26 protein-coding genes are annotated in these 25675 nt (G+C 75.0%); 2 read left to right on the top strand and 24 right to left on the bottom strand.

Going from position 1 to position 25675, the window contains the following annotated elements; all coding sequences use genetic code 11:
* From EDJALFJO_RS34555 to pyrR, 15 genes are all read right to left on the bottom strand, one after another.
* Positions 1-1976, bottom strand: a 1976-nt coding sequence (locus EDJALFJO_RS34555) for a primosome assembly protein PriA (RefSeq protein ID WP_088289280.1), incomplete at its 3' end; no start/stop codon positions are given.
* 19 nt (positions 1977-1995) lie between these two features.
* Positions 1996-3186, bottom strand: a complete 1191-nt coding sequence (gene metK / locus EDJALFJO_RS26235; protein ID WP_088289281.1) for a methionine adenosyltransferase — start codon at positions 3184-3186, stop codon at positions 1996-1998.
* An 85-nt stretch (positions 3187-3271) separates the two neighbouring features.
* Entirely contained in the window at positions 3272-4576 is a 1305-nt protein-coding gene (coaBC, locus tag EDJALFJO_RS26240) for a bifunctional phosphopantothenoylcysteine decarboxylase/phosphopantothenate--cysteine ligase CoaBC (RefSeq protein WP_369812582.1), read from the bottom strand.
* Between the two features lie 22 nt (positions 4577-4598).
* Positions 4599-4862 carry a DNA-directed RNA polymerase subunit omega gene (gene rpoZ, locus EDJALFJO_RS26245; RefSeq protein ID WP_088289283.1) on the bottom strand — a complete coding sequence of 88 codons (264 nt, stop codon included), beginning with the start codon at positions 4860-4862 and terminating at the stop codon, positions 4599-4601.
* Between the two features lie 54 nt (positions 4863-4916).
* Positions 4917-5516, bottom strand: coding sequence for a guanylate kinase (gene gmk / locus EDJALFJO_RS26250; RefSeq protein ID WP_088289284.1), 600 nt, complete (start codon positions 5514-5516; stop codon positions 4917-4919).
* A 10-nt stretch (positions 5517-5526) separates the two neighbouring features.
* The gene (gene mihF, locus EDJALFJO_RS26255) at positions 5527-5841 is read right to left on the bottom strand and encodes an integration host factor, actinobacterial type (protein WP_088289285.1); all 315 of its coding nucleotides are present in this window, start codon (positions 5839-5841) and stop codon (positions 5527-5529) included.
* Positions 5842-5939: 98 nt separating this feature from the next.
* Positions 5940-6845, bottom strand: a complete 906-nt coding sequence (locus tag EDJALFJO_RS26260) for an alpha/beta fold hydrolase (RefSeq protein WP_088289286.1) — start codon at positions 6843-6845, stop codon at positions 5940-5942.
* A gap of 66 nt (positions 6846-6911) precedes the next feature.
* Complete coding sequence (gene pyrF / locus EDJALFJO_RS26265) at positions 6912-7781, bottom strand: orotidine-5'-phosphate decarboxylase (RefSeq protein WP_088289287.1); 870 nt, start codon at positions 7779-7781, stop codon at positions 6912-6914.
* Positions 7778-8785: a dihydroorotate dehydrogenase gene (locus EDJALFJO_RS26270; protein ID WP_088289288.1), complete on the bottom strand. Its 1008-nt coding sequence runs from the start codon at positions 8783-8785 to the stop codon at positions 7778-7780. The genes pyrF and EDJALFJO_RS26270 overlap by 4 nt, the downstream gene beginning before the upstream one ends.
* A complete protein-coding gene (locus tag EDJALFJO_RS26275) occupies positions 8785-9738 on the bottom strand; it encodes a dihydroorotate dehydrogenase electron transfer subunit (RefSeq protein ID WP_198950661.1) in 954 nt (317 codons plus the stop codon). The genes EDJALFJO_RS26270 and EDJALFJO_RS26275 overlap by 1 nt, the downstream gene beginning before the upstream one ends.
* Positions 9735-13061 (bottom strand): carbamoyl-phosphate synthase large subunit, encoded by a 3327-nt coding sequence (gene carB, locus EDJALFJO_RS26280; RefSeq protein WP_088289289.1) that lies wholly within the window; start codon positions 13059-13061, stop codon positions 9735-9737. Before carB ends, EDJALFJO_RS26275 begins: the two co-directional genes overlap by 4 nt.
* Entirely contained in the window at positions 13061-14221 is a 1161-nt protein-coding gene (carA, locus tag EDJALFJO_RS26285; RefSeq protein WP_088289290.1) for a glutamine-hydrolyzing carbamoyl-phosphate synthase small subunit, read from the bottom strand. Before carA ends, carB begins: the two co-directional genes overlap by 1 nt.
* Complete coding sequence (locus EDJALFJO_RS26290; RefSeq protein WP_088289291.1) at positions 14218-15558, bottom strand: dihydroorotase; 1341 nt, start codon at positions 15556-15558, stop codon at positions 14218-14220. The genes carA and EDJALFJO_RS26290 overlap by 4 nt, the downstream gene beginning before the upstream one ends.
* Positions 15555-16562: an aspartate carbamoyltransferase catalytic subunit gene (locus EDJALFJO_RS26295; protein ID WP_088289292.1), complete on the bottom strand. Its 1008-nt coding sequence runs from the start codon at positions 16560-16562 to the stop codon at positions 15555-15557. Before EDJALFJO_RS26295 ends, EDJALFJO_RS26290 begins: the two co-directional genes overlap by 4 nt.
* A complete protein-coding gene (gene pyrR, locus EDJALFJO_RS26300; RefSeq protein WP_088289293.1) occupies positions 16559-17113 on the bottom strand; it encodes a bifunctional pyr operon transcriptional regulator/uracil phosphoribosyltransferase PyrR in 555 nt (184 codons plus the stop codon). The genes EDJALFJO_RS26295 and pyrR overlap by 4 nt, the downstream gene beginning before the upstream one ends.
* Before the next feature lie 325 nt (positions 17114-17438).
* On the opposite strand from pyrR, the gene EDJALFJO_RS26305 reads away from it, so the two are divergent.
* A complete protein-coding gene (locus EDJALFJO_RS26305; protein ID WP_088289294.1) occupies positions 17439-17936 on the top strand; it encodes a transcriptional regulator in 498 nt (165 codons plus the stop codon).
* A gap of 106 nt (positions 17937-18042) precedes the next feature.
* On the opposite strand, the gene nusB is transcribed toward EDJALFJO_RS26305, so the two are convergent.
* The 4 genes from nusB to EDJALFJO_RS26325 form a co-directional block, all read right to left on the bottom strand.
* A complete protein-coding gene (gene nusB, locus EDJALFJO_RS26310) occupies positions 18043-18450 on the bottom strand; it encodes a transcription antitermination factor NusB (protein WP_088289295.1) in 408 nt (135 codons plus the stop codon).
* A 4-nt stretch (positions 18451-18454) separates the two neighbouring features.
* Positions 18455-19015 carry an elongation factor P gene (gene efp / locus EDJALFJO_RS26315; RefSeq protein ID WP_088289296.1) on the bottom strand — a complete coding sequence of 187 codons (561 nt, stop codon included), beginning with the start codon at positions 19013-19015 and terminating at the stop codon, positions 18455-18457.
* Between the two features lie 88 nt (positions 19016-19103).
* Complete coding sequence (locus EDJALFJO_RS26320) at positions 19104-19553, bottom strand: type II 3-dehydroquinate dehydratase (RefSeq protein ID WP_088289297.1); 450 nt, start codon at positions 19551-19553, stop codon at positions 19104-19106.
* An 11-nt stretch (positions 19554-19564) separates the two neighbouring features.
* On the bottom strand, positions 19565-20428 hold the full coding sequence (locus tag EDJALFJO_RS26325; RefSeq protein WP_198950662.1) for a class I SAM-dependent methyltransferase: 864 nt from the start codon (positions 20426-20428) through the stop codon (positions 19565-19567).
* A 90-nt stretch (positions 20429-20518) separates the two neighbouring features.
* Between EDJALFJO_RS26325 and EDJALFJO_RS26330 the strand changes: the two genes are divergently transcribed.
* Complete coding sequence (locus EDJALFJO_RS26330) at positions 20519-21232, top strand: helix-turn-helix domain-containing protein (protein ID WP_088289298.1); 714 nt, start codon at positions 20519-20521, stop codon at positions 21230-21232.
* Here EDJALFJO_RS26330 and aroB read toward each other — a convergent pair.
* Genes aroB through EDJALFJO_RS26355 form a run of 5 tightly spaced genes read right to left on the bottom strand, consistent with a single transcriptional unit; the run spans position 21222 to position 25673 of the window.
* Positions 21222-22322 carry a 3-dehydroquinate synthase gene (aroB, locus tag EDJALFJO_RS26335; RefSeq protein WP_088289299.1) on the bottom strand — a complete coding sequence of 367 codons (1101 nt, stop codon included), beginning with the start codon at positions 22320-22322 and terminating at the stop codon, positions 21222-21224. The two genes, EDJALFJO_RS26330 and aroB, sit on opposite strands and share 11 nt — an antisense overlap.
* Complete coding sequence (locus tag EDJALFJO_RS26340; RefSeq protein ID WP_088289328.1) at positions 22319-22804, bottom strand: shikimate kinase; 486 nt, start codon at positions 22802-22804, stop codon at positions 22319-22321. Before EDJALFJO_RS26340 ends, aroB begins: the two co-directional genes overlap by 4 nt.
* A gap of 59 nt (positions 22805-22863) precedes the next feature.
* Positions 22864-24063, bottom strand: a complete 1200-nt coding sequence (aroC, locus tag EDJALFJO_RS26345) for a chorismate synthase (protein ID WP_088289300.1) — start codon at positions 24061-24063, stop codon at positions 22864-22866.
* Positions 24064-24090: 27 nt separating this feature from the next.
* Positions 24091-24840: a hypothetical protein gene (locus EDJALFJO_RS26350; protein WP_088289301.1), complete on the bottom strand. Its 750-nt coding sequence runs from the start codon at positions 24838-24840 to the stop codon at positions 24091-24093.
* Positions 24837-25673, bottom strand: coding sequence for a hypothetical protein (locus EDJALFJO_RS26355; RefSeq protein WP_088289302.1), 837 nt, complete (start codon positions 25671-25673; stop codon positions 24837-24839). Before EDJALFJO_RS26355 ends, EDJALFJO_RS26350 begins: the two co-directional genes overlap by 4 nt.
* Positions 25674-25675 lie beyond the last annotated feature (2 nt).

Raw genomic sequence — 25675 nt, forward strand, 5'->3', positions numbered from 1 at the left:
GCCGGCGCCGCGGGCGCGCGGGTCCGGGCCTCGTGCGGGACCGGGCCGAGGGTCTCGCTGCCGTCGGGCAGCGTCGCCGCCGCGAGCAGCGAGGCCACCGCGGCGGCCGGCCCGTCGAGGGTCGCCGCGGCGACCGCCGGCGGCAGCCGCAACCCCGCCCGCTCCTCGAGCTCGCGGGCGGCGAAGTGCGCGGGGTCGCCCCGGACGAAGGCCTCGACCGCTGCGGCCGCCGGGTCCGCGACGACGACGACGAGGCCGCCCTCGCCGGCGGGACGGACCAGTGCCGCCGCGGCCCGCCAGCGGCGCAGCGCCTCCTCGCCGGCCCGCAGGTCCGGCCGGGCGAGGAGCGTGTCGCCGTCGAGCAGCACCGCCGCGGCGTAGCCACCGGGCGCGCCCGGCTCGATGCCCGGGGTGGCGAGGACGATCGCCCCGGACGGCGGCACGGCGGGCAGCGTCCGGGTCGGGCGGGAGACGACGACCTTGGCGCCGGGGAAGGCCCGGCCGAGCTCCTCGGCGGTGCGGTCCACGCCGATCCGGCTCGCCCGCAGCGCGCGGCCGGAGCAGTGCGGGCACTGCCACGCGACGGCGGGGCGGCCGCACCACGTGCACTCCGGCGCCGCCGCGACGAGCCCGGGCGCGGCGTGCGGCAGCCGCAGCGGACCGTGGCAGTGCGCGCAGAGCGCCGGTCGCCGGCAGGTCTGGCACGAGACCCGCGGCACGTACCCGACGAGCGGCACCTGGACGAGGACGCTCCCCCGGCGCAGCCCCTCCTGGACGGCGCGCCAGGCCGGCGCGGGCATCCGGGCGGCGCGGGCCGCGGCCTCGTCGGGCCGGGCCGCCTCGTCGGCGAGGACGACCCGCGGCCACCTCGCCCGGACGACGGCGCGCGCCGCCTCGACGGGGCGCGCCCAGCCGTCGGCGAGCAGCAGCGCCGTCTCCGTGGTCCGCGACCACCCGCCGAGCAGCGCCCCGGCACCGGCCTGCTCGGCGCGCAGGACGAGCACCTCCCGGGCGTGCGGGTACGGCGCGTGCGGTTCGGCGTGCGAGTCGTCGCCGTCGTCCCAGAGGACGACGAGACCGAGGTCGACGACCGGGGCGAACATCGCGGCCCGGGTGCCGACGACGACGCGGACGCCGCCGCGCAGCGCCGCGAGGAACGCCGTCCAGCGGGCGGCCGGGCCGAGGTCGGCGCCGATCCGGGTGTGCCGGCCCGGCCCGAGCACCTCGGTGAGCGCAGCCTCCACCGCGTCGGCGTCGCGGTGGTCCGGGACGACGACGAGGCTGCCCCGGCCGGACGCCGCCGTGGCGGCGACCGCCGTCGCGACGGCCCGGGTCCACGCCGGGCCCGGCAGCGCCGTCCAGGCCGCGCGCGGGGACCCGCCCGCGGCCAGCCGGGCGACGAACGCCGGACCCGCGACGTAGTCCTGCCAGGGGCCCTCGTCGACCGGGCCGGGCGCGGGCCCGGTCTGCGCATCCGGCCCGTCCGGCGCCGCCGGCGCCGCCGGTGCCGCCCTCTCGGCCGCGGCGTGCCGCGGCGGCACGGCGAGGCGGAGCACGTCGACGAGGCTCCCGGCGTACCGGTCGGCCACCGCCCGGCACAGCGCGAGCACCTCCGGGGTGAGCACCGGCTCGGCGGAGACGACCCGGCGCAGCGGAGTCAGCGCCCCCGTGTGGTCGGTCGTCGCGGCGCGCTCGACGACGTACGCGTCGACGTCCTGCCCGGCGAAGCGCACCCGCACCCGGGTGCCCGGCCGGGCCGCTGCGGACAGCGGCTCCGGCACGGCGTAGTCGAAGACCCGGTCGAGGTGCGGCAGCGGCACGTCGACGACGACCCGCGCGACCGGCAGGTCGGCGGCGACCGGCGGCGGGGCCGTCTTCGCCCGCGGACGGGCCCGCACCGCCGCCCGGATGAGGCTCAGCTGCTCACCCGGCCGGTCGGCGGGGGCGTCGTCCCGTGCGGCGGCGTCCTCGCTCACCCGGTGCGGTGCCTGCCGGTCAGCCGACGGCGGACTGCAGCGCCTGGACCCGGTCGGTCCGCTCCCACGTGAGGTCCGGGAGCTCGCGGCCGAAGTGGCCGTAGGCAGCGGTCTGCTGGTAGATCGGCCGCAGCAGGTCGAGGTCGCGGATGATCGCGGCCGGCCTCAGGTCGAAGACCGCGTCGATCGCCTTCTGGATCCGCTCGAGCGGCACCGTCTCGGTGCCGAACGTCTCGACGTAGAGCCCGACCGGGTGCGCCTTGCCGATCGCGTAGGCGACCTGGACCTCGCAGCGGCGGGCGAGGCCCGCGGCGACGACGTTCTTCGCGACCCAGCGCATCGCGTACGCGGCGGAGCGGTCGACCTTCGACGGGTCCTTGCCGGAGAACGCGCCGCCGCCGTGGCGGGCCATGCCGCCGTACGTGTCGACGATGATCTTGCGGCCGGTGAGCCCGGCGTCGCCCATCGGGCCGCCGATCTCGAAGCGGCCGGTCGGGTTGACGAGCAGCCGGTAGCTCGAGGAGTCGATGGAGACCTCGTCGAGGACGGGCTTGACGACCTTGTCGGCGATGTCGGGGTGGAGCAGGTTCTCCAGCGAGATGTCCCCCGCGTGCTGCGACGACACCACGACGGTGTCGAGCGAGACGGCGCGGTCGCCGTCGTACGCGATGGTGACCTGGGTCTTGCCGTCGGGTCGCAGGTACGGGACCTCGCCGGACTTGCGGACCTCGGAGAGCCGCTGCGCCAGCCGGTGCGCGAGCCAGATCGGCAGCGGCATGAGCTCGGGCGTGTCGTCGCAGGCGTAGCCGAACATGAGGCCCTGGTCGCCGGCGCCCTGCAGGTCGAGCGGGTCCTCGCCGGCCTCGACCCGCGCCTCGTAGGCGGAGTCGACGCCCTGCGCGATGTCGGGCGACTGCGACCCGATGGAGACCTCGACGCCGCAGGTGCTGCCGTCGAAGCCCTTCGTCGAGGAGTCGTACCCGATGCCGAGGATCGTCTGCCGGACGATCGTGGGGATCTCGGCGTAGCCCGCCGTGGTCACCTCGCCGGCGACGTGCACGAGCCCGGTCGTCACCATCGTCTCGACGGCGACCCTGCTCTTCGGGTCCTGCGTCAGCAGCGCGTCGAGGATGCCGTCGCTGATCTGGTCGCAGATCTTGTCCGGGTGGCCCTCGGTGACCGACTCCGAGGTGAAGAGGCGCTTGCTCACGATGCTCCTGTCAGACGGACGTGCGTGCGGTGTGGTCCGGCGCACCAACTGTAGCCAGGTGCACCGACGGGACGTGGGCGGCTGTTCACATGACGTCCACGTCGCCGTCGGCGGCGTCGTCATCGGCAGCGCCGGTGTCGAGGCGGTGCCGGACGGCGTCCCAGACGGCGTCCGCGACGGCCTCCTTCGTCGACAGCGGCACGGGGACCGCGCCGCCGGCGGCGTCGAGGACCGTCACGGCGTTGTGCTCCTGCCCGAAGACCTGGCCGCCGGAGACGTCGTTGACGACGAGCAGGTCGCAACCCTTGCGGGCGAGCTTGCGGCGGGCGTGCGTGAGGACGTCGGCCGACTCGTCACCGGTCTCGGCGGCGAACCCGACGACGACCTGGCCGGGCCGCCGGCCGGCGACGAGCTCGGCGAGGATGTCGGGGTTGCGGACGAGCCGGACGACGGGCGTGTCGTCCGGGTCGTCGGTCTTCTTGATCTTGTGCTCGGCGACCTGCGCCGGCCGGAAGTCGGCGACCGCCGCCGCCATGACGACGACGTCCGCGTCACCGGCCGCGGCGAGCATCGCCGTCCGCAGCTCGAGCGCCGTCCCGACCGCCGTCACCTCGACGCCGCCGGGCAGCGGCAGCACCGTGTTCGCGGCGACCAGTCGCACGTGCGCGCCGCGCGCCGCGGCCGCCCCCGCCAGGGCGAACCCCTGCTTGCCCGAGGAGCGGTTGCCGAGGTAGCGCACCGGGTCCAGCGGCTCCCGGGTGCCGCCGGCCGAGACGACGACGCGCAGGCCGGCGAGGTCGCCGACGTCCGCGCCGCCGCGCGCGAGCAGCCGGACGGCGGCCGCCGCGATCGCCTCCGGCTCGGGCAGCCGCCCCGGGCCGGTGTCGGCCCCGGTGAGCCGCCCGCTCGCCGGGTCGAGGACGACGACGCCGCGCGAGCGCAGCAGGGCGACGTTGGCCTGGGTCGCCGGGTGCTGCCACATCTCGGTGTGCATCGCCGGGGCGAGCAGGACCGGGCAGCGCGCGGTGAGCAGGACGTTCGTGAGGAGGTCGTCGGCCAGGCCGTGCGCCGCCCGGGCGAGCAGGTCCGCCGTGGCCGGTGCGACGACGACGAGGTCGGCGCGCTGGCCGAGCCGCACGTGCGGCACCTCGTGGACGTCGTCCCACGTCGACGCGCTCACCGGGTGCCCGGACAGGGCCGCCCAGGTCGGCGCGCCGACGAACTCCAGCGCGGCCCGCGTCGGGACGACGCGGACGTCGTGCCCGGTCTCGGTGAGGATCCGCAGCAGCGTGCACGCCTTGTAGGCGGCGATCCCCCCGGACACGCCGAGGACGACGCGCGGCCGCGCGTCGTCCGTCGGGATGGTGTCGCTCAGCGTCGTGGCAGCGATCGGGGCCGGCTCGGCGGAGCCGTCAGCCCTCGGTGGGCTCGGCGACGAGCAGGCCCTCGTTGATCTCGCGCATGGCGACCGACAGCGGCTTCTCCTGGACGTGCGTCTCCACGAGCGGGCCGACGTACTCCAGCAGGCCCTCGCCGAGCTGGGAGTAGTACGCGTTGATCTGCCGCGCGCGCTTCGACGCGTAGATGACCAGGGCGTACTTCGAGTCGGCGACCTTGAGCAGGTCGTCGATCGGGGGGTTGGTGATGCCTTCGGGCGTCGCGGTGATGCCGGACACGCGTCTCCTCAGGAGCTGGTATTCGTCGGGCGGGCCGGTCGGCCCTGGACTGCCTCAGACCGACCTGTCGGCCAGCGGGTGAGGGATCAGCCCCATGCATTGTACGAGTTCGTCCGTCGCCCGGTTGACATCGTCGTTGACGATCGTCTTGTCGAACTCCGGCTCGGCCGCCAGCTCGACGCGCGCCGTGCTCAGCCGGCGCTCCCGCTCCTCCTCGCCCTCGGTGCCGCGGCCCACGAGCCGGCGGACCAGCTCGTCCCACGACGGCGGCGCGAGGAAGACGAAGAACGCCTCGGGCATCGTCTCCTTGACCTGCCGCGCCCCCTGGAGGTCGATCTCCAGCAGGGCGGGCCGGCCCTGCCGCAGCGCCTCCTCGACGGCCGCGCGCGGCGTGCCGTACCGGTTCACACCGTGGACGACGGCCCACTCGAGGAGCTCACCGCCCGCGACCATCTCGTCGAAGCGCTCGGGCGTCACGAAGTGGTAGTGGACGCCGTCCACCTCACCGGGTCGCCGGGCCCGCGTCGTCGCGGACACCGACAGCCACACCTCCGGGTAGCGCTGCCGGATGTCCGCGGACACGGTGCCCTTGCCCACCGCCGTCGGACCTGCCAGGACGGTGAGCCGTCGCGCCGTGGTTCCCCCCTCGGTCACGACGTCGGCGTCAGCGGCTGAAGCGCTCGATGAGCGCCGCGACCTGGTTGGAGCCGAGGCCGCGCACGCGGCGGGACTCGGAGATGCCGATCTCCTCCATGATCTGGCGCGCCCGCACCTTGCCGACGCCCGGGAGCGCCTCGAGGAGGGCCGAGACCTTCATCTTGCCGACGATCTCGTCCTGCTGGCCCTCACGGATCACGTCACCGAGGGAGCCCTGGGAGTACTTGAGGCGGTTCTTCACCTCGGCACGCGCACGCCGGGCCTCGGCCGCCTTCTGGAGGGCTGCCGCACGCTGCTCGTCGGACAGGGGAGGAAGTGCCACTCACGTCACCTCGGTCGATCGTCTGGCAGCCGTTGGGCCCGTCGCCAGGAAAGGTCCGTCGCCACCGGTCGGCAGGGGGCACGACCAGCGCAGCGAACCTACCCACTCGGCCCGTTCCGGAGCAACGCGGCCCGCCCCGAGTCCGAAGCGCGGACGGTCAGCGCGTCGAGGAACGGGTCGACGGCGGCCCGGAAGGCCGCCGGCGCCTCGACCCACGGGTGGTGCCCGCAGCCGGGGAGGGTGACCGACGTCCGGTCGGGGAAGAGGTCCGCGAGGGCGGCGACGGGCGCGACGCCCGTGAGGCAGTCCCGGTCGCCGCCGACGACGAGCACCGGCGCCCGGACGTCCCAGAGCTGTGCGGCGAGGTCGGCAGGCGGCAGCGTGGCGAACCAGGCCTGCGCCGCGGCGAGGCTCCACGGCCCGACGAGGGTGTGCGCGCGTGCGGTGTCGTCCCAGGTGGCCCAGGCCGCCGGCGCCGTGCGGCGCTCCCAGGCGTTGAACGCCGCGTCGTCGGTCGTGTCCGGCCCGTCGTGCAGGGCCGCCCACGCGGCGTCGAAGGCGGGCTCCCCCGCCCGCGCCGCGGCGAGCACCGCCGCGTCACCGGGCTCGTCGACGAGGTAGCCGGTCGGCGGGCACACGAGCACCATCCCGGCGAGGCGCCCGGCGTGCTGCGCCGCGTAGGAGACCGCGAGCCGGGTCCCCGCGGAGTGGGCGACCAGGACGAGCCGTTCGGCCCCCAGCGCGGCACGCAGGGCCTCCAGGTCGTCCGCCTGGCGCCAGTACGACCCCAGGTCGGGGTCGGCCGGGGCCGGGGACTCCCCCACGCCGCGCAGGTGCGGGACGACGAGGTCCGCGCGGTCGGTGAGGCCCGCCAGGTCGCCGAGGTAGTCCGGGTGCCGCCCGGCGCCGCCGGCGAGGACGACGACGGGCGGGTCGGTCGGCCGGCCGCCGCCGCGGCGCTCGTGGTGCAGCGCGGCGCCGTCGGGCCCTCGGTAGGTCGGCACGACACCAACCTACGGTGCGTAATGGTTGGACTACGCAACGTTTCGGATGTGACCGTTCGCAGGCTGTCAGGCGCCCGCGAGCACCGCCCCGACCTGGTCCAGCGTGCGCTCGGCGGCGGCCCGCAGCCCGGCGACGTCCGGCCCGCCGCGGAGCACCTCGCGGCTCGAGCTCGGCAGCACGGCGGGCAGCGCCGCGCCGAAGACGGTCCGCAGGTCGTCCGCGGTGGCGCCCTGGGCGCCGATCCCCGGCGCCAGCAGCGGGCCGCCGACCGCCAGGTCGTGCACCTGCCCCGAGCCGCCGATCGTCGCGCCGACGACGGCGCCGACGCTGCCCAGCGGGGCACCGGCGGCGAGCTCGGGCGCGTTGAGCGCCCGCAGGTCGTCGAGGACCGCCTGCGCGACGGTGCGGCCGTCCGCGACCCGCGCGTGCTGCACCTGCGGCCCTTCCGGGTTGGACGTCAGCGCGAGCACGAAGACGCCCCGGCCGGTCTTCGCCGCGAGCTCGAGCAGCGGCGCGAGCGAGCCGACGCCGAGGTACGGCGAGGCGGTCACGGCGTCCGCGGCGAGCGGGGAGCCCTCGCCGACGAAGGCGTCGGCGTAGGCGGCCATCGTCGAGCCGATGTCGCCGCGCTTGGCGTCGGCGATCGTCAGCGCGCCGGCCTGCGCGGCTTCGGCGAGGACCCGCTCGAGGACGGCGACCCCGCGCGAGCCGTGCCGCTCGAAGAAGGCCGCCTGCGGCTTGAGGACGGCGACCCGGTCGGCGAGCGCCTCGACGACGGTGAGCGAGAACCGCTCCAGCCCGGCGACGTCGTCCGCCAGCCCCCACTCGGCGAGCAGCCCGGGGTGCGGGTCGATCCCCACGCACAGCGGCCCGCGGGACGCCATGGCCGCGTGCAGCCGGGTGCCGAACGGGGACCTGGTCGTCGAGGTGCTCATCGGGCGCCCTCCCGGGCCAGGACGGTGTGCGCGTGGCCGACGGCGTCGGCCACGCCGGCGAACCCGCGCGCGGCGAGCGCCTGCGCGAGCTCGGCGCCGACGCGCAGCGGCGCCGACGGGTCGTGGAAGGTCGAGGTGCCGACCTGGACGGCGCTCGCCCCGGCGAGGACGAACTGGAGCGCGTCGAGCCCGGTGAGGATGCCGCCGATGCCGACGACGGGTGCCGGCCGCAGGTCGCCCCGCCGCATCGCGGCGTGCACCTGCCAGACGCAGCGGACGGCGACCGGCCGGATCGCGGGGCCGGACAGCCCCCCGGTGACCCCGGCGAGGACCGGCCGCATCGTGTCGGTGTCGACGACCATGCCGAGCGTCGTGTTGACCATCGCGAGGCCGTCGGCGCCGTGGTCGAGGCAGGCCCGGGCGATCGCGACGATGTCGGTGACGTCCGGGGAGAGCTTGGCGAGCACCGGCACCCGGCCGCCGACGACGTCGACGACCCCGGAGACCACCTCGGCCGACGACCCGGGGTCGCACGCGAAGACGAGCCCGCGGTTCGCGACGTTCGGGCAGGAGATGTTCACCTCGATGGCGCCGACACCCGGCTCGTCGACGAGCCGGCCGGCGAGCTCGGCGAACTCCGCGGCATCGTTGCCCGCGATCGAGACGACGGCGGTCGCGCCGTGGTCGCGCAGCCACGGCAGGTCGTGGGCGAGGAACGCGTCGATGCCGGGGCCCTGCAGGCCGATCGAGTTGAGCATCCCGGACGGCGTCTCGGCCATCCGCGGGGTCGGCCGGCCGGAGCGGGCGTCGCGCAGGATCGACTTCGTGACGACGGCGCCGAGCGCCGCGACGTCGTAGAGCCGGCCGAGCTCGCGGCCGGCGGCGGCGCAGCCGGACGCCGTGAGCACCGGGTTCTTGAGCTCCAGCGCCCCGATCGACGTCCGCGCGTCGAAGCCGACGGCCGTGCCGTTGGTGCCGGCGGTGCTGGCGGCGGTGGTCGTCATCAGTGCCCCTTCCCGGACGCCACCGGCGCACCGAGGCAGTCCGCCGGGACGGCGCTCGTCGCGCCGCCCGGGCCGATGGTGATCGCGTCCCAGCGGACCCGGTCGCCGTCGAACGTCGGGCCCTCGACGCACGAGCGCGTCATCCGGGTCACGCCGTCCTCGCCGCGCACGGGCAGCACGCACGTCATGCACACGCCGATGCCGCAGGCCATCGACTCCTCCACCGCGAGCCACGAGGTGCCGCCGGCACCGGACGCGACCTCGTGGACGGCCCGGAGCATCGCCATCGGGCCGCACGCGTAGACGACGACCCCGTCCCGGGCGAGCGGCGCGAGCGCGTCGGTGACCCGGCCCCGCAGCCCGGCCGACCCGTCGTCCGTCGTCACGTGGACGAGGTCGGGGCCGACGACGGCCGCGGCCTCCTCGAGGCCGAAGAGCTTGTCCCGCGAGGCGGCGCCGAGGACGACGTCGACCCGGTGCCCGGCGTCGCGCAGGTCCCGGGCGAGCCAGACCAGCGGCGCCGAGCCGTAGCCGCCGCCGACGAGCACCGTCGGCGCCCCGACCTCCGGGGCCGGGAACGGCCGGCCGAGCGGCGCGACGACGTCGAGCACGTCACCGGCGCGGCGGCGGGTCACCCACTCGGTGCCCGGGCCGTGCGCGGCGACGACGATCTCCAGGGTGTCCGCGCCGTCGAACCGGCGGTCGCCCGGGGTCGCGGCGTGGATCGACACGGCGCGCCGCAGCAGCATCGCCGTCGGCGGCTCCCCCACCGCGAGCGCGGCGAACTGGCCCGGCAGCGCCCGCCGGGCGGCCTCCCCCGCGTCGAGGACGAGCCGCCGGTAGGCACCGGCCGGCTCGTTCGCGAGGACGGCGCAGCGCAGCTGGACCGGGTCCGGGCGGCGGTCGCGGGCACCGAGGGTCTCGGCGGCCGGTGTCCCGGTCACCGCGCTCACGCCCGGGTCCCGAGCTCGGGCCGCACCCGCAGTGCGTGCTCCTGGAGCGAGGCCACGTGGATGGGCTCGTCGCGCGCGGCCTCGATGGCCTGGACGGCCGCCGCGAGCTGCTGGACCGTCGTGATGATCGGGGCGTCGACCGCCGTCGTCGCCGCCCGGATCTCGTAGCCGTCGAGCCGGGCCGCCGGGCCCTCGGGGGTGTTGACGACCATGGCGACCTCGCCGGCCGTGATCCGGTCGACGATCGTCGGCTCGCCGTCCGGCCCGCGGCCGCTGGAGTGCTTGCGGACGACGGTGCTCGGGATCCCGTTGCGGCGCAGGACCGTCGCGGTGCCCGCGGTCGCGAGGACCTCGAACCCGAGGTCGACGAGCCGCTTCACCGGGAAGACGACGGCGCGCTTGTCGGTGTCCGCGACGGAGACGAACACCCGGCCGGCGTCCGGCAGCCCGCCGAACGCCGCGGACTGCGACTTCGCGAAGGCCCGCGGGAAGTCCGACGCGATGCCCATGACCTCGCCCGTCGAGCGCATCTCCGGCCCGAGGAGGCTGTCGACGACCTTGCCCTCCGGCGTCCGGAACCGCTTGAACGGCAGCACGGCCTCCTTGACCGAGACCGGCGCGTCGTCGGGCAGGGTCGCACCGTCCCCGGTCGCCGGGAGCATCCCCTCGGCCCGCAGGTCGGCGACGGTGGCACCGAGCATGATCCGGGCCGCCGCCTTCGCGAGCGGGACGGCGGTCGCCTTGGAGACGAACGGCGCCGTCCGGCTCGCCCGTGGGTTCGCCTCGAGGACGTAGAGGACGCCGCCGGCGAGGGCGAACTGGACGTTGAGCAGCCCGCGGACGCCGACGCCCTTCGCGATCGCCTCGGTGCTGCGGCGGACCCGCTCGACGTCCTTGTCGCCGAGGGTCACCGGCGGCAGGACGCACGCCGAGTCGCCGGAGTGGATGCCGGCCTCCTCGATGTGCTCCATGATCCCGCCGAGGTACATCTCGGTGCCGTCGTAGAGCGCGTCGACGTCGATCTCGATGCCGTTGTCGAGGAACCGGTCGACGAGCACCGGGTGCTCGGGGCTGACCTGGGTGGCCCGGCCGATGTAGTCGCCGAGCATCTCCTCGTCGTAGACGATCTCCATGCCGCGCCCGCCGAGGACGTACGAGGGCCGCACGAGCACCGGGTAGCCGATCTCGTCGGCGATCTCCTTGGCCTCGAGGAAGCTGCTCGCCATCCCGTGCTTCGGCGCCGGCAGCCCGGCCTGCGCGAGCACCCGGCCGAACGCACCGCGCTCCTCGGCGAGGTGGATCGCCTCCGGGCTCGTGCCGACGATCGGGACGCCCGCGGCCTTGAGCCGGGCCGCCAGCCCGAGCGGGGTCTGCCCGCCGAGCTGGACGATGACGCCGACGAGCTCGCCCGAGCCCTGCTCGGCGTGCACGACCTCGAGGACGTCCTCGAGGGTGAGCGGCTCGAAGTAGAGCCGGTCGCTCGTGTCGTAGTCCGTCGAGACGGTCTCGGGGTTGCAGTTGACCATGACGGTCTCGAACCCGGCGTCGCGCAGCGCGAACGAGGCGTGGACGCACGAGTAGTCGAACTCGACGCCCTGGCCGATCCGGTTCGGGCCGGAGCCGAGGATGATCACCTTGCGCCGCCCCGAGGCGGTGACCTCGTCCTCCTCGTCGTACGACGAGTAGTGGTACGGGGTCGTCGCGGCGAACTCGGCGGCGCACGTGTCGACGGTCTTGAAGACCGGCCGGACGCCGAGCGCGTGCCGGACACCGCGGACGACGTCCTCGGGCATCGAGCGGAGCTCGCCGATCTGGACGTCGGAGAAGCCGTGCCGCTTGGCCTCCCGGAGCAGCTCGGGGGTCAGCGCCGGCGCGCCCGCGACCTTCGTCGCGACCTCGTCGATGAGGAGCATCTGGTCGAGGAACCACGGGTCGATGCCGGTCGCCGCGTGCAGCCGCTCGATGCTCGCTCCGCCGCGGATCGCCTGCTGCACCTGGAGCAGCCGCTCGTCCGTCGGCCGCCGCGCGGCCTCGACGAGGGCATCGACGTCGGCCGCCGTCGGGGTCGGCCCGGTCCAGTGGAAGGACGCCCCGCGCTTCTCCAGCGACCGCAGCGCCTTCTGCAGCGCCTCGGTGAAGCAGCGCCCGATCGCCATCGCCTCGCCGACGCTCTTCATCGTCGTCGTGAGGGTCGTGTCGGCCGCGGGGAACTTCTCGAACGCGAACCGCGGGATCTTGACGACGACGTAGTCGAGCGTCGGCTCGAAGGACGCCGGCGTCTTGCGGGTGATGTCGTTGGGGATCTCGTCGAGCGTGTACCCGACGGCCAGCCGCGCCGCGATCTTCGCGATCGGGAACCCCGTCGCCTTGGACGCCAGCGCCGACGAGCGCGAGACCCGCGGGTTCATCTCGATGACGACGACGCGGCCGTCCGCCGGGTCCACGGCGAACTGGATGTTGCAGCCGCCGGTGTCGACGCCGACCTCGCGGATGACGGCGATGCCGATGTCCCGCAGCCGCTGGTACTCCCGGTCGGTGAGGGTCAGGGCCGGCGCGACGGTGATCGAGTCGCCGGTGTGCACGCCCATCGGGTCGAGGTTCTCGATCGAGCAGACGACCACGACGTTGTCGTTGCGGTCGCGCATGAGCTCGAGCTCGTACTCCTTCCAGCCGATGATCGACTCCTCGAGGAGGACCTCGGTCGTCGGCGAGTACTGCAGCCCGGCCCCGGCGATCCGGCGCAGGTCGGCCTCGTCGTAGGCGATCCCGGAGCCGAGGCCGCCCATGGTGAACGAGGGCCGGACGACGACCGGGTAGCCCAGCTCGGCGGTCACCGCGAGGCACTCGTCCATCGTGTGGCAGATCGACGAGCGGGCCGTCGACGCGTCGAGGCCGTACTTCTCGGCCACCCGGTCGACGACGCCCTTGAACTGCTGGCGGTCCTCGCCGGCCTCGATCGCGGCGACGTTGGCCCCGATGAGCTCGACGCCGTACTTCTCCAGGACGCCCGCGGCGTGCAGCGACATCGCGGCGTTGAGCGCCGTCTGGCCGCCGAGGGTCGCGAGCAGCGCGTCGGGCCGCTCCTTGGCGATGATCGCCTCGACCACCTCGGGGGTGATCGGCTCGACGTACGTCGCGTCGGCGAACTCCGGGTCGGTCATGATCGTCGCCGGGTTGGAGTTCACGAGGACGACGCGCAGCCCCTCCTCGCGCAGCACCCGGCACGCCTGGGTGCCGGAGTAGTCGAACTCGCAGGCCTGGCCGATGACGATCGGGCCGGAGCCGATGACGAGGACGCTCTTGAGGTCCGTGCGGCGGGGCATCAGGCCTTCTTCCCGGTCTGGTCCGCCATGAGGTCGGCGAACCGGTCGAACAGGTACGCGGCGTCGTGCGGGCCGGCGGCCGCCTCCGGGTGGTACTGCACGGAGAACGCCGGCACGTCGAGGCAGCGCAGACCCTCGACGACGCCGTCGTTGAGGCACACGTGGCTCACCTCGGCGCGCCCGTAGGGCGTGTCGGCGGGCCCGTCGACGGGCGCGTCGACGGCGAAGCCGTGGTTGTGCGCCGTGACCTCGACCTTGCCGGTCGTGCGGTCCATGACCGGCTGGTTGATGCCGCGGTGGCCGTAGCCGAGCTTGTACGTGCCGAAGCCGAGCGCCCGGCCGAGGATCTGGTTGCCGAAGCAGATGCCGAAGAACGGGATCCGCCGGTCGAGCACCTCGCGGAGCAGCTCGACGGGGTGCGTCGCGGCGCCCGGGTCGCCGGGGCCGTTGGAGAAGAACACCCCGTCGGCGCCGGTCGCGAGGATGTCCGCGAGCGTCGCGGTCGCCGGCAGGACGTGCACCTCCATGCCGCGCTGCGCCATCCGGTGCGGGGTCATCGACTTGATGCCGAGGTCGACCGCGGCGACCGTGAAGCGCTTCTCCCCGATCGCCGGGACGACGTAGGCGGCGTCCGTCGAGACCTCGCCGGCGAGGTCGGCGCCGGCCATCTGCGGGGCGCCGCGGACCTCGGCGAGCAGCACGTCGTCCGACCGCAGCGCGGCCGCGCCGGAGAACACGCCGACCCGCATCGCGCCGCGCTCGCGCAGGTGCCGGGTGATCGCGCGGGTGTCGACCCCGCTGATCCCGACGACGCCCTGGGCGGCCAGCTCGTCGACGAGCTCGCGGCGCGAGCGCCAGCTGGACGCGCGCCGGGCGGGGTCGCGGACGACGTACCCCGCGACCCAGATCCGCCGGGACTCGCCGTCCTCGTCGTTGACGCCGGTGTTGCCGATGTGCGGCGCCGTCATGACGACGACCTGCCGGTGGTACGACGGGTCGGTGAGGGTCTCCTGGTAGCCGGTCATGCCGGTCGAGAAGACCGCCTCCCCGACCGTCGAGCCGACGGCCCCGTACGCCTGCCCGCGCCAGGTGCGGCCGTCCTCGAGGACGAGCACCGCCGGGTCGGGGCCCGTCGTCGCGCCGGTCGTCGTCGCGGTCATGCGTCCCTCCCGGGGGTCGTGCCCGGGCGCGGCCCGGCGAGCTTGCCGTCCAGGACGGTCGGGTGCCCGGCGTAGAAGGTCGCGACGACCTGGCCGGGCAGCTCACGGCCGCGGAACGGCGAGTTGCGGCCCATCGTCGCCATCGTGTGCGGCTCGACGGTCCAGCGGGCCGCCGGGTCGACGAGCGTGAGGTGGGCGGGCTCGCCGACGACGAGCGGGCGGCCCTGGTCGGCGAGCCGGCCGATCCGTGCCGGGGCGGCCGACATCCGCTGCGCGACGCCCGCCCAGTCGAGGAGCCCGGTCTCGACCATCGTGTGCTGGACGACGGACAGCGCCGTCTCCAGCCCGGTCATCCCCATCGCGGCCGCGGCCCACTCGCAGTCCTTGTCCTCGACCGGGTGCGGGGCGTGGTCGGTGGCGACGATGTCGATCGTGCCGTCGGCCAGGGCCTCGCGCAGCGCCATGACGTCCTCGGCGGTGCGCAGCGGCGGGTTCACCTTGAAGACCGGGTCGTAGCTGCGGACCTCCTCGTCGGTGAGGAGCAGGTGGTGCGGGGTGACCTCGGCGGTGACGTCGATGCCGCGGCCCTTGGCCCAGCGGACGATCTCGACGGAGCCGGCCGTCGACAGGTGGCACACGTGCAGGCGGGAGCCGACGTGCCCGGCGAGCAGGACGTCGCGGGCGATGATCGCCTCCTCGGCGACCGCCGGCCAGCCGCGCAGCCCGAGGACGGCGGAGACCGCGCCCTCGTGCATCTGCGCGCCGTCGGTGAGCCGCGGCTCCTGCGCGTGCTGGGCGACGACGCCGTCGAACGCCTTGACGTACTCCAGGGCCCGGCGCATGAGGACGGCGTCGCTGACGCACTTCCCGTCGTCCGAGAAGACCCGGACGCCGGCCGCGGAGTCGGCCATCGCACCGAGCTCGGCGAGCCGCTCCCCCGCCAGGCCCACCGTCACGGCGCCGACCGGGCGGACGTCGACCCAGCCGGAGCGGCGGCCGAGCCGCCAGACCTGCTCGACGACGCCCGCGGTGTCCGCGACGGGGTCGGTGTTGGCCATCGCGTGGACCGCGGTGAAGCCGCCCCGTGCGGCCGCCTGGGAGCCGGTCTCGACGGTCTCGGCGTCCTCCCGGCCCGGCTCGCGCAGGTGGGTGTGCAGGTCGACGAGCCCCGGCAGGAGGACGAGGCCGTCGGCGTCGAGGACGCTGGCGCCGGCCGCGGAAAGCCCCGGGCCGATCTCGGCGACGACGCCGTTCTCGACGAGGACGTCGGTCGGCTGGCCGCCGAGGACGCGCGAGCGCCGGACCAGCCAGGTCGTGCCGGCCGTCGTGGTGGTCACGGGAGGACCCCTTCGGTGAGAGCGACTTCGTCGGCGGGCGGGCCGGCGGGCGCGAGGTCGCGCGCCCCGGCGAGGAGCAGGTAGAGGACGGCCATCCGGACGGCGACGCCGTTCGTCACCTGCTCGACGATCGTCGAGCGCGGCGAGTCCGCGGCGTCCGCCGAGATCTCCAGGCCGCGGTTCATCGGCCCGGGGTGCATGACGACCGTGTGCTCCGGCAGCAGCCCGACCCGGCGGGCGTCGAGCCCGTAGCGCCGCGAGTACTCGCGCACGCTCGGGAAGTACGACGCGTTCATCCGCTCGGCCTGGACCCGCAGCATCATCACGGCGTCGAGGTCGCCGTGGCCGCCCGCGAGCGTCGCGTCGAGGTCGTACGAGACCTCGCACGGCCAGCCCTCGACCCCGACCGGCAGCAGGGTCGGCGGCGCGACGAGGACGACGTGCGCGCCGAGGGTGTTGAGCAGCAGCACGTTCGAGCGCGCGACCCGGCTGTGCAGGACGTCCCCGACGAGGGCGACCCGGCGGCCGGCGAGATCGGCGCCGGTCGCGTTCTCGACGAGGTGGCGCCGCATCGTGAACGCGTCGAGCAGCGCCTGCGTCGGGTGCTCGTGGGTGCCGTCCCCGGCGTTGACGACGGCGCCCCGGGTCCAGCCGGCGTGGGCGAGCCGGTGCGGTGCGCCGGACGCCGGGTGCCGGACGACGACGGCGTCCGCACCCATCGCCTCGAGGGTGAGCGCGGTGTCCTTGAGCGACTCGCCCTTGGAGACGCTCGACCCCTTGGCGGAGAAGTTGATGACGTCCGCCGAGAGCCGTTTCGCCGCGGCCTCGAAGGAGATCCGGGTCCGGGTGGAGTCCTCGAAGAAGAGGTTGACGACGGTCCGTCCGCGCAGCGTGGGGAGCTTCTTGATCTCGCGGCGCTGGGTGGCGGCCATCTGCTCGGCGACGTCGAGGACGGTCACGGCCTGCGCCCGGTCGAGGTCGGCGGCCGACAGCAGGTGCCTCACGCGGACACCTCCGCGGCGTCCGACTCGATCCGCACCTCGTCCGTGCCGTCGACCTCCTCGAGCGCGACCCGGACGCGCTCGGACAGCGACGTCGGGAGGTTCTTGCCGACGTGGTCGGCCCGGATCGGCAGCTCGCGATGGCCGCGGTCGACGAGGACCGCGAGCCGGACGGCGCGCGGCCGCCCGAGGTCGGACAGCGCGTCCAGCGCGGCCCGGATGGTCCGCCCGGAGAAGAGCACGTCGTCGACGAGCACGACGACCTTGTCGTCGATGCCGCCGTCGGGCAGCTCGGTCGGGGCGATCGTCCGGACCGGCTGGCGGCGCAGGTCGTCGCGGTACATCGTCGCGTCGAGCGAGCCGACGGGGACGGGGCGGCCCTCGATCTCGGTGAGCCGGCGGCCGAGCCGCGTCGCGAGGGTCACCCCTCGTGTCGGGATCCCGAGGAGGACGAGGTCGTCGGCGCCCTTGTTGCGTTCGAGGACCTCGTGGGCGATCCGGGTCAGCGCCCGGCGGATCTCAGCAGCTTCGAGCACGGTGCGGCGCGCGGTCACGCAGCCGACCTCCTTCCCCGCCTCTCGGGACGGGTCGTTAAAGGGGGCGGTCGTCGCAGGTCGGGCGGGGGTCCGCGGGTTGCCCCGAGATCGTCCGGCGTCCTGCACCGTCGAGGCTAGCAGGGGGCCCGCGGGCCCGTAGCGTGACCCCGCCTCCGCGCCACGCCGCGCCGCGACCGGTCAAGAGTGGTCGGGTGGTGTCCACCATTCGGTGGGCGACATATCGGGGCAAAACTGAAGAAAATCTACGCCGTTCGGGTGGAGATCACGACGAGTTCGGCGATCCTGCTTGACGAGAAACGTAACTCTCCGTGACCATCAGCGCATGGCCTCCGACTACGCCCGGGCACTTGGCGCCCGACTCCGCGCGATCCGCACCCAGCAGGGTCTGTCCTTGCACGGTGTCGAGGAGAAGTCCGAGGGCCGCTGGAAGGCGGTCGTCGTCGGCTCCTACGAGCGAGGTGACCGCGCCGTGACCGTCCAGCGGCTCGCCGAACTCGCCGACTTCTACGGTGTGCCGGTGCAGGCGCTCCTGCCCGACGCTGCCCCGACGGGCAGCAGCGAGCCGCCGCCGAAGCTGGTCCTCGACCTCGAGCGTCTCCAGTCCGTTCCCGCCGAGAAGGCCGGTCCCCTCGCGCGGTACGCCGCGACGATCCAGGGCCAGCGCGGCGACTACAACGGCAAGGTGCTCTCCATCCGCACGGACGACCTCCGCACGCTCGCCGTGATCTACGACGTGCCGCCGGCCGTCCTCGCCGAGCAACTCATCGCGTGGGGCGTCCTCAACGCCGACGCGCGACGCGCCGTCGCCGCCGAGGACTGACAGCAGCGGAACGGCCCGGACGCCCCGTCTGCGCGGGTGCGGTCCGGGCCGTCAGCTTGTCCCGACGATCGTCCGGTCGATGGTGCGGTGCCGGGTCTCACCGGTGTCAGGCGGGGCGTCCCGCCACGGTGAGCAGCCGGCCGAGCAGGCCGTTGACGAACGACGGTGACTCGTCGGTCGACAGCGACCGGGCGAGCTCGACGGCCTCGTCGATGGCGACGGCGTCCGGCACGTCGTCGTTGTAGAGCAGCTCCCAGGCGCCGATCCGCAGCACGCAGCGGTCGACGCCGGGCATCCGTTCGAGCGTCCAGCCGTGCGAGTACGTGGAGAGCAGCTCGTCGATCCGCTCCCGCTCGGCGACCACGCCCTCGACGATCTGCGCCGAGTAGTCCCCCACCGGGGGCTCGGCGGCCTCGCGCCGCTCGCGCAGCACGTCGAGGGCCGCCAGCCCGCGCTGGTCGGCCTCGAAGAGGATGTCGAGGGCCCGCTTGCGGGCCTTGCTCCGGGCGCCCAAGGGCTCAGTTCACCCGGCCGAGGTAGCTGCCGTCGCGGGTGTCGACCTTGACCTTCGTGCCCGTCTCGAGGAAGAGCGGCACCTGGATCTCGTAGCCGGTCTCGACGGTCGCCGGCTTCGTGCCGCCCGTCGAGCGGTCGCCCTGCAGGCCCGGCTCGGTGTAGGTGATCTCGAGGACGACCGACGTCGGCATCTCGACGTAGAGCGGGATCCCGTCGTGGGTCGCGACCATCGCCTCCATGTTCTCCAGGAGGAAGTGCGCGGCGTCCCCGACGGTGACCTCCGGCACGAGCAGCTGGTCGAACGTGTTGGTGTCCATGAAGACGTAGTCGGTGCCGTCCTTGTACAGGTACTGCATGTCGCGCTTGTCGACGGTGGCGGTGTCGACCTTCGTGCCCGCGTTGAACGTCTTGTCGACGACCTTGCCGGACAGGACGTTCTTGAGCTTCGTGCGGACGAACGCGCCGCCCTTGCCGGGCTTGACGTGCTGGAACTCGACGACGGCCCAGAGGTTGCCGTCGAGGTTGAGCACGAGGCCGTTCTTCAGGTCGTTGGTGGTGGCCACGGTTCTGCCTTCATCGGTGTCGCGGGCACGCGTGCACCCGTCGGAGGTGTCAAGGGTCTGTGCCAGGGGTCTGGCGGACCGTCAGATCCTACCGGGCGCGCGCGGCGACGGCGCGCAGCGCGAGGTCGTACGAGCCGAGGCCGAACCCGGCGACGGTGCCCGTCGAGACCCCCGCGACGACGCTCGTGTGACGGAACGTCTCGCGCGTCGCGGGGTTCGACAGGTGCACCTCGACGAGCGTCAGGCCGGCGCTCGTGACCTGCGCGCACGCGTCGCGGACGGCGTAGCTGTAGTGCGTGAACGCCGCCGGGTTGAGCACGACGTGGGAGCGGGTGTCGACGGCCTCGTGCAGCCAGCCGACGAGCGTGGCCTCGTCGTCGGTCTGCCGGACGTCGGCGACCAGGCCCAGCTCGTCGGCCACGGCCCGGCAGCGGGCCGCGAGGTCCTCGATCGTCTCGTGGCCGTAGACCTCCGGCTCCCGGGTGCCGAGCCGGCCGAGGTTGGGGCCGTTGAGGACGAGGACGCGCGGGCTGCTCACGGCCGCCGAGCCTAACGGCCCCGTTCCGCCACGACGAGCAGGTACTCCCACTCCATGACCCCGTCGGCGAGGGCGTCGTCCCCGAGGGCCGCCAGGGCGGCGTCCAGGGCCGCGACGTCGTCCGGCCGGTCCGCCAGGGCCGCGTAGGCGGCCACCGTGGGCCCGTAGGCGGCCTTGAACAGGTCGCGCCACTGCGCACCCGAGGTGAAGCCCTCCACGAGCACCTGACGGCGCTCGAGGTGGAGCGCGGTCGTCCCCGCCCCGAGGAGGGACCGCACGTGGTCCTCGTCCCCCCACAGCGGCGGCGGCTGCGCGCCGGGCGGCGGCGGGGCCGCGAACGGCTTCATGGTGGCGAAGAGCCGGCCGACGAAGCCCTGCGGCGTCCAGTTCGCGAGGGCGATCGTGCCGCCGGGCCGGGTGACCCGGAGCAGCTCGGCGGCGGCGTCCGGGTGGTGAGGGGCGAACATGACGCCGACGCTCGACAGGACGACGTCGAACTCGCCGTCGCCGTGCGGCAGCGCCTCGGCGTCGGCGACCTGCCAGTCGAGGCGGGCCGCGACGTCGTCGCCGAAGGCCTGCGCCTCCGCCCGGCCGGCGTCGAGCAGGACGGGGGCGATGTCGGACGCGACGACGGTCGCGCCGCGGACGGCGGCCGGGATCGCCGCGTTGCCGGCGCCGGCGCCGACGTCGAGGACGTGCTGCCCGGCGCGGACGCCGGCCGCCTCGACGAGGTCGGCGCCGAGGTGCGGGATGACGCGGTGGGCGACCGAGGGGAAGTCCCCGAGGGCCCACATCGTCGCGTGGCGGGCCTTGAGGGCCCGGTCGGCGTCGTCGCCGACGTGGTAGGTGCTCTGCTGCGTGGTCTTGGTCGACATGTCTGCCAACGTACGAAGCCGGCGGTGCCGCTCCTAGTACACGATCTGTACCGCATACACGATCTGTACCGCGATCGGTACCGTTGGGCGATGGGTGCCCCGTATCACCAGTTCTGCCCGGTGGCGAAGGCGATGGAGCTCCTCGACGAGCGCTGGACGATGCTGCTCGTCCGCGAGCTCGTGACCGGCAGCGAGCGGTTCAACGACCTGCGGCGCGGGCTGCCGCGGATGTCGCCGACGCTGCTGTCCCGGCGGCTGCAGCAGCTCACCCGGGCGGGCCTCGTCCGCCGGGTCGAGGACGGCGCCGACGTCCGCTACGTGCTCACCGAGGCCGGCCGCGAGCTGCGCCCCGTCGTCGAGGCGCTCGGCGCCTGGGGCACCCGCTGGATCGGCGAGATCGGCGACGCCGACCTCGACCCGAAGCTGCTGCTGTGGGACATGCACCGCAACGTCGACCTGGCGGCCGTCCCGTCGCGCCGGACCGTCGTCCGGTTCCGGTTCACCGACCCCGGCGTCGTCGACCGGGACTGGTGGCTCGTCATCAGCCCGGACGATGTGGACGTCTGCGACGCCGACCCCGGGCACCCGGTCGCGGCGTCCGTCACCGGGTCGCTGCACGGCGTCACGCGGTGGTGGAACGGCGACCTGTCGTGGCCCGCCCTCGTGCGGGCCGGCACGGTGAGCGTCGAGGCGCCGTCCGGCGTCCGGCGGGCGCTGCCCGGCTGGTTCGCCCGGTCGCCGTTCGCCGAGGTCCCGCGGCCGCCGGCCGCCGCCGGGCGGGTCGAGGTGCCGGCTACGCGCTGACGGCGGCGTAGGCCCCGACGAGCAGGTCCGGGTCGGGGCCCTCGAGCCGCACCGGCCGGCCGACGTCCTCGAGGACGACGAAGCGCAGCAGGTCGCCGCGGGTCTTCTTGTCCCGGCGCATGACGTCGAGGAGGGTCTCCCAGCGGCCCGCCGGGTAGGTCAGCGGCAGCCCCAGGGTGCCGAGCACCTCGCGGTGCCGGTCGACGAGGGCCGGCGGGGTGCTCCCTGCGAGCCGCCCGAGCTCCGCGGCGAACACCATGCCCAGGCTCACCGCCGCGCCGTGCCGCCAGGTGTACCCCTCGACCTGCTCGACGGCGTGGCCGAAGGTGTGGCCGTAGTTGAGGATCTCCCGCAGGTGGGACTCCTTGAGGTCCTCGGTGACGACGCGGGCCTTGACGGCGACGCTGCGCTCGACGAGCTCGCGCAGCACCGGGGAGTCCCAGGAGGTCGCCGCGACCCGGTCGGCCTCGACGAGGTCGAGGATCCGCGGGTCGGCGATGAAACCGGTCTTGACGACCTCGGCGAGGCCGGCGGCGAGGTCCTCCGGCGGCAGCGTCGACAGCGCCGACAGGTCGCAGAGCACCCCGGCCGGCGGGTGGAAGGCGCCGACCAGGTTCTTGCCCTCGGCGGTGTTGATGCCGGTCTTGCCGCCGACGGCGGCGTCGACCATCGCGAGCAGCGTCGTCGGGACCTGGACGACCCGCACCCCGCGCAGCCACGTCGACGCGACGAAGCCCGCGAGGTCGGTCACCGCTCCCCCGCCGACGCCGACGACCGCGTCGGTCCGGGTGAAGCCGGCCCGCCCGAGCACGCCCCAGCAGTCGGCGAGGACGGCGGCGGTCTTGGCGCCCTCGCCGTCCGGGACCTCGGTGACGTAGGCCTCGTAGCCGGCCGCCAGCAGGTCCGCCCGGACCGCCTCGCCGCGGGCGCGCAGGCCCGCGGGGTGGACGACGAGCACCCGCTGGGCGCCCGCGAGCAGGCCCGGCAGCGCGCCGAGGAGGTCGTGCCCGACGACGACGTCGTAGGCGTTCGGGCCGGCCGGGTCGCCCCCGGCACCGGGGCCGACGCGCAGCCGGGTGGCGCTGGTCACGCGTCCGCCGTGAGACCGAGCGCGTCGAGGACTGCGGCCGCGACCTCCTCGGGGCTGCGCCCGTCGGTGGCGACGACGGCGGTCGCGACCCGCTCGTAGACCGGACGGCGCCCTTCCATGATCCGCAGCCACTGCGCGCGCGGGTTGCCGAGCAGCAGCGGCCGGTCCCGGTTGAGGCCGATCCGGCGGGCCGCGTCGGTGACCTGGACGTCGAGGAAGACGACGGTGTGGCCGCGCAGCGCGTCCTCGGTGAGCGGGTCCATGACGGCGCCGCCGCCGAGCGCCAGCACACCGGGGTGCTCGCGCAGCGCGGTCGCCACGGCGGCGCGCTCCAGGTCCCGGAACACCGGCTCGCCGTCGTCGACGAAGACGTCGGAGACCGACTTGCCGGCGACCGTCTCGACGTCGGAGTCGGTGTCCCGCAGGGCGAGCCCGAGCCGGGCGGCGACGAGCCGGCCCACCGTCGACTTGCCCGAACCCATCGGGCCGACGAGCACGACGGCGGGGCGCACCGCTGCGGCGTCGTCCGGGGCGCCGCCGCTCACGAGCCCTCGCTGCGGAGCAGGTCCGGCAGCGCGTCGAGGTAGGAGCGGACGTTGCGCGCGGTCTCGGTGACGCTGTCGCCGCCGAACTTCTCCAGGACGGCGTCGGCGAGCACGAGGGCGACCATCGCCTCGGCGACGACCCCGGCGGCCGGGACCGCGCAGACGTCGGAGCGCTGGTTGATCGCGACGGCGGCCTCGCCGGTCGCGACGTCGACGGTGTCGAGCGCCCGCGGGACCGTCGAGATCGGCTTCATCGCGGCGCGCACGCGCAGCACGTCACCGGTGCTCATGCCGCCCTCGGTGCCGCCGGCACGCCCGGTCCGGCGCCGGATGACGCCGTCCACCCGCTCGATCTCGTCGTGCGCCGCGGACCCGCGGCGGCGGGCCGTCGTGAAGCCGTCGCCGACCTCGACCCCCTTGATCGCCTGCACGCCCATGAGGGCCCCGGCGAGGCGGGCGTCGAGCCGGCGGTCCCAGTGGACGTGGCTGCCCAGGCCCGGCGGCAGCCCGTAGGCGACGACCTCGACGATCCCGCCGACGGTGTCGCCGTCCTTGCGGCAGGCGTCGATCTCGGCGACCATCGCGGCGCTCGTCGCGGCGTCGTGGCAGCGCACCGGGTCGGCGTCGAGCGCCTTGACGTCGTCGGGACCGGGCAGGTCGCTGCCCTCGGGCACCTCGACCGGGCCGATCCCCACGGTGTGGCTGACGAGCCGGACCCCGGCGGCCTGCTCGAGGAACGCCGACGCCACCGCGCCGAGCGCGACCCGGGCCGCGGTCTCGCGGGCGCTGGCCCGCTCGAGGACCGGGCGCGCGTCGTCGAAGCCGTACTTCTGCATGCCGACGAGGTCGGCGTGCCCCGGCCGCGGCCGGGTCAGCGGGGCGTTGCGGGCCTGCGCCTCGAGGACGTCCTGCGGCACCGGGTCGGCCGACATGACCGTCTCCCACTTGGGCCACTCGGTGTTCCCGACCTCGACGGCGACCGGGCCGCCCTGGGTCAGGCCGTGCCGCAGCCCGCCGAGGAACCGGACGGCGTCCTGCTCGAACTTCATGCGCGCGCCGCGGCCGTGGCCGAGGCGTCGGCGCTCGAGGGCAGCCTGGACGTCGTCGCTGGTCACCCGCACCCCGGCGGGCAGACCTTCGAGGACGCCGACGAGTGCGGGGCCGTGGGACTCCCCCGCCGTGAGCCAGCGAAGCATGGGGCCGATCCTCCCACGCCCGCCGGGTCAGTCGTCGACGCGGGTCCCCGCCCCGACGCAGATCGTCTGGGCCGCGCCGGCCTTCCAGGACACCTTCGCGCAGGTGGCGCTCGAGGTCCCGGTGTACTCCAGGTTCGTCACGACGGTGTCGTTCGGGGAGGCCGCCGCCTGCTCCTCGCCGTTGACGACGAAGACCGCGTCACCCGCGGCGCCGGTCAGCGAGAGCAGGTAGACGTACGTCGGGGTCGCGGTGACGGTGGCCGTCGCGGTCTTCGTCCGCGTGGTCGTCGTCGTCCGCGTCGACGTCTTCGTCGTCGTGACGACCGAGCTGACCGTCTTGACGACCGTCGTCACCGCGGCGGGGGTCGTCGTCGTGGCGGCCGCCGTCGTCCCGGCCGAGCCGGTGCCGGCGGCCGCTGCCTTGCCGGAGAACGGGTTGCGGTTGGCGGGGCGGACCGCGCCGGTCGTCGGGACCGCCGTCCCGGTCGCCGTCGCGCTGCGCGTCGACCGGGCCACCGTGGCCCCGGTCGTCGTGAGGTCGTCACCGCCGCCGCCGAGGACGACGAAGGCGACCGCGCCGAGGACGACCGCGACCCCGAGTCCGGCGCCCGCGACGACGGCCTCGCGCCGGCGGTACCAGGCGGTGGCCGCGGGACGGGCGGGCGACGGGCCGCTCTGGACCACCTCGGCCGTGCCGGGCGGGACCGGGGGCACCGGCGCCGACGGCGACCCCGCCGGGGCACCGAAGAGGGACCCGAACTGCGGCTCCTGGCTCACGAGACCTCCTGCGTGGCGGTGGCGGTCGGCGCCGGGGTGGCCGTCGCCGCGGGGGCGGAGGCCGTCGGAGCGGCTGCGGGGGTCGTGCCGGGGGTCGTGCCGGGGGTTGCCGTGGACATCGGGCTCCCGGCGGTGCCGGCGGTGGTGCCGGTGCCCGTCGTGAGGACGTCGGCGCTCATCCCCGGCAGGGCGAAGACCTTGCCGGTGATCGTCACGGCGACGTTCCCGCCGGTCGCCGAGGCGTCCGCGCCGCCGGCGCTGCCGGCGGACATCTGGACGGCCGTCACGAGGAAGGCCCTCGGCATCTGGGTCTGGAGCTGCTTGAGGAACGCCACGGTCTGGAAGTAGTCGCCGTCGACGGCGATGGTGACCGGGATGGCGACGACCGTCGACCCGTCGACGGGGGTCGTCCCGGCGGCGGCGGTGGCTGCGGCGGTGGCGGCAGGCGCCGCCGCGGCCGCGCCCGGCACCGTGGTCCCGGTCGTCAGGGTCTGGCCCGGGCCGGGCGTGACGCTCGAGAGGGTCACCCCGGTGCTCTCGGACATCGTGTCGAGGTCGCGGACGAGCCGCGGCATCCCGGCGTCCGGCGGCATCTGCGCGAGGATCGAGGCGAGCTCGGCCTGGTTCTCGGGGAGCTTGGCGAACTGCGCGCGGAGCTGGGCGATCTTCACCTCGAGCAGGTCGTTCTGGCTCTGCGTCGAGGCGTTCTGGTCGCGCAGCTCGGCGGCCTCGGTGCGCTGCGGCGACACCAGGAGCAGCCAGCTCAGGCCGAGCAGGGCGACGCACAGGAGCGTCGTGCCGGCGACCCACCGGGCGGTGCGGCTCGTCAGCATGG

This window comes from Kineosporia sp. A_224, assembly GCF_002198655.1.
GTDB lineage: Bacteria > Actinomycetota > Actinomycetes > Actinomycetales > Kineosporiaceae > R-H-3.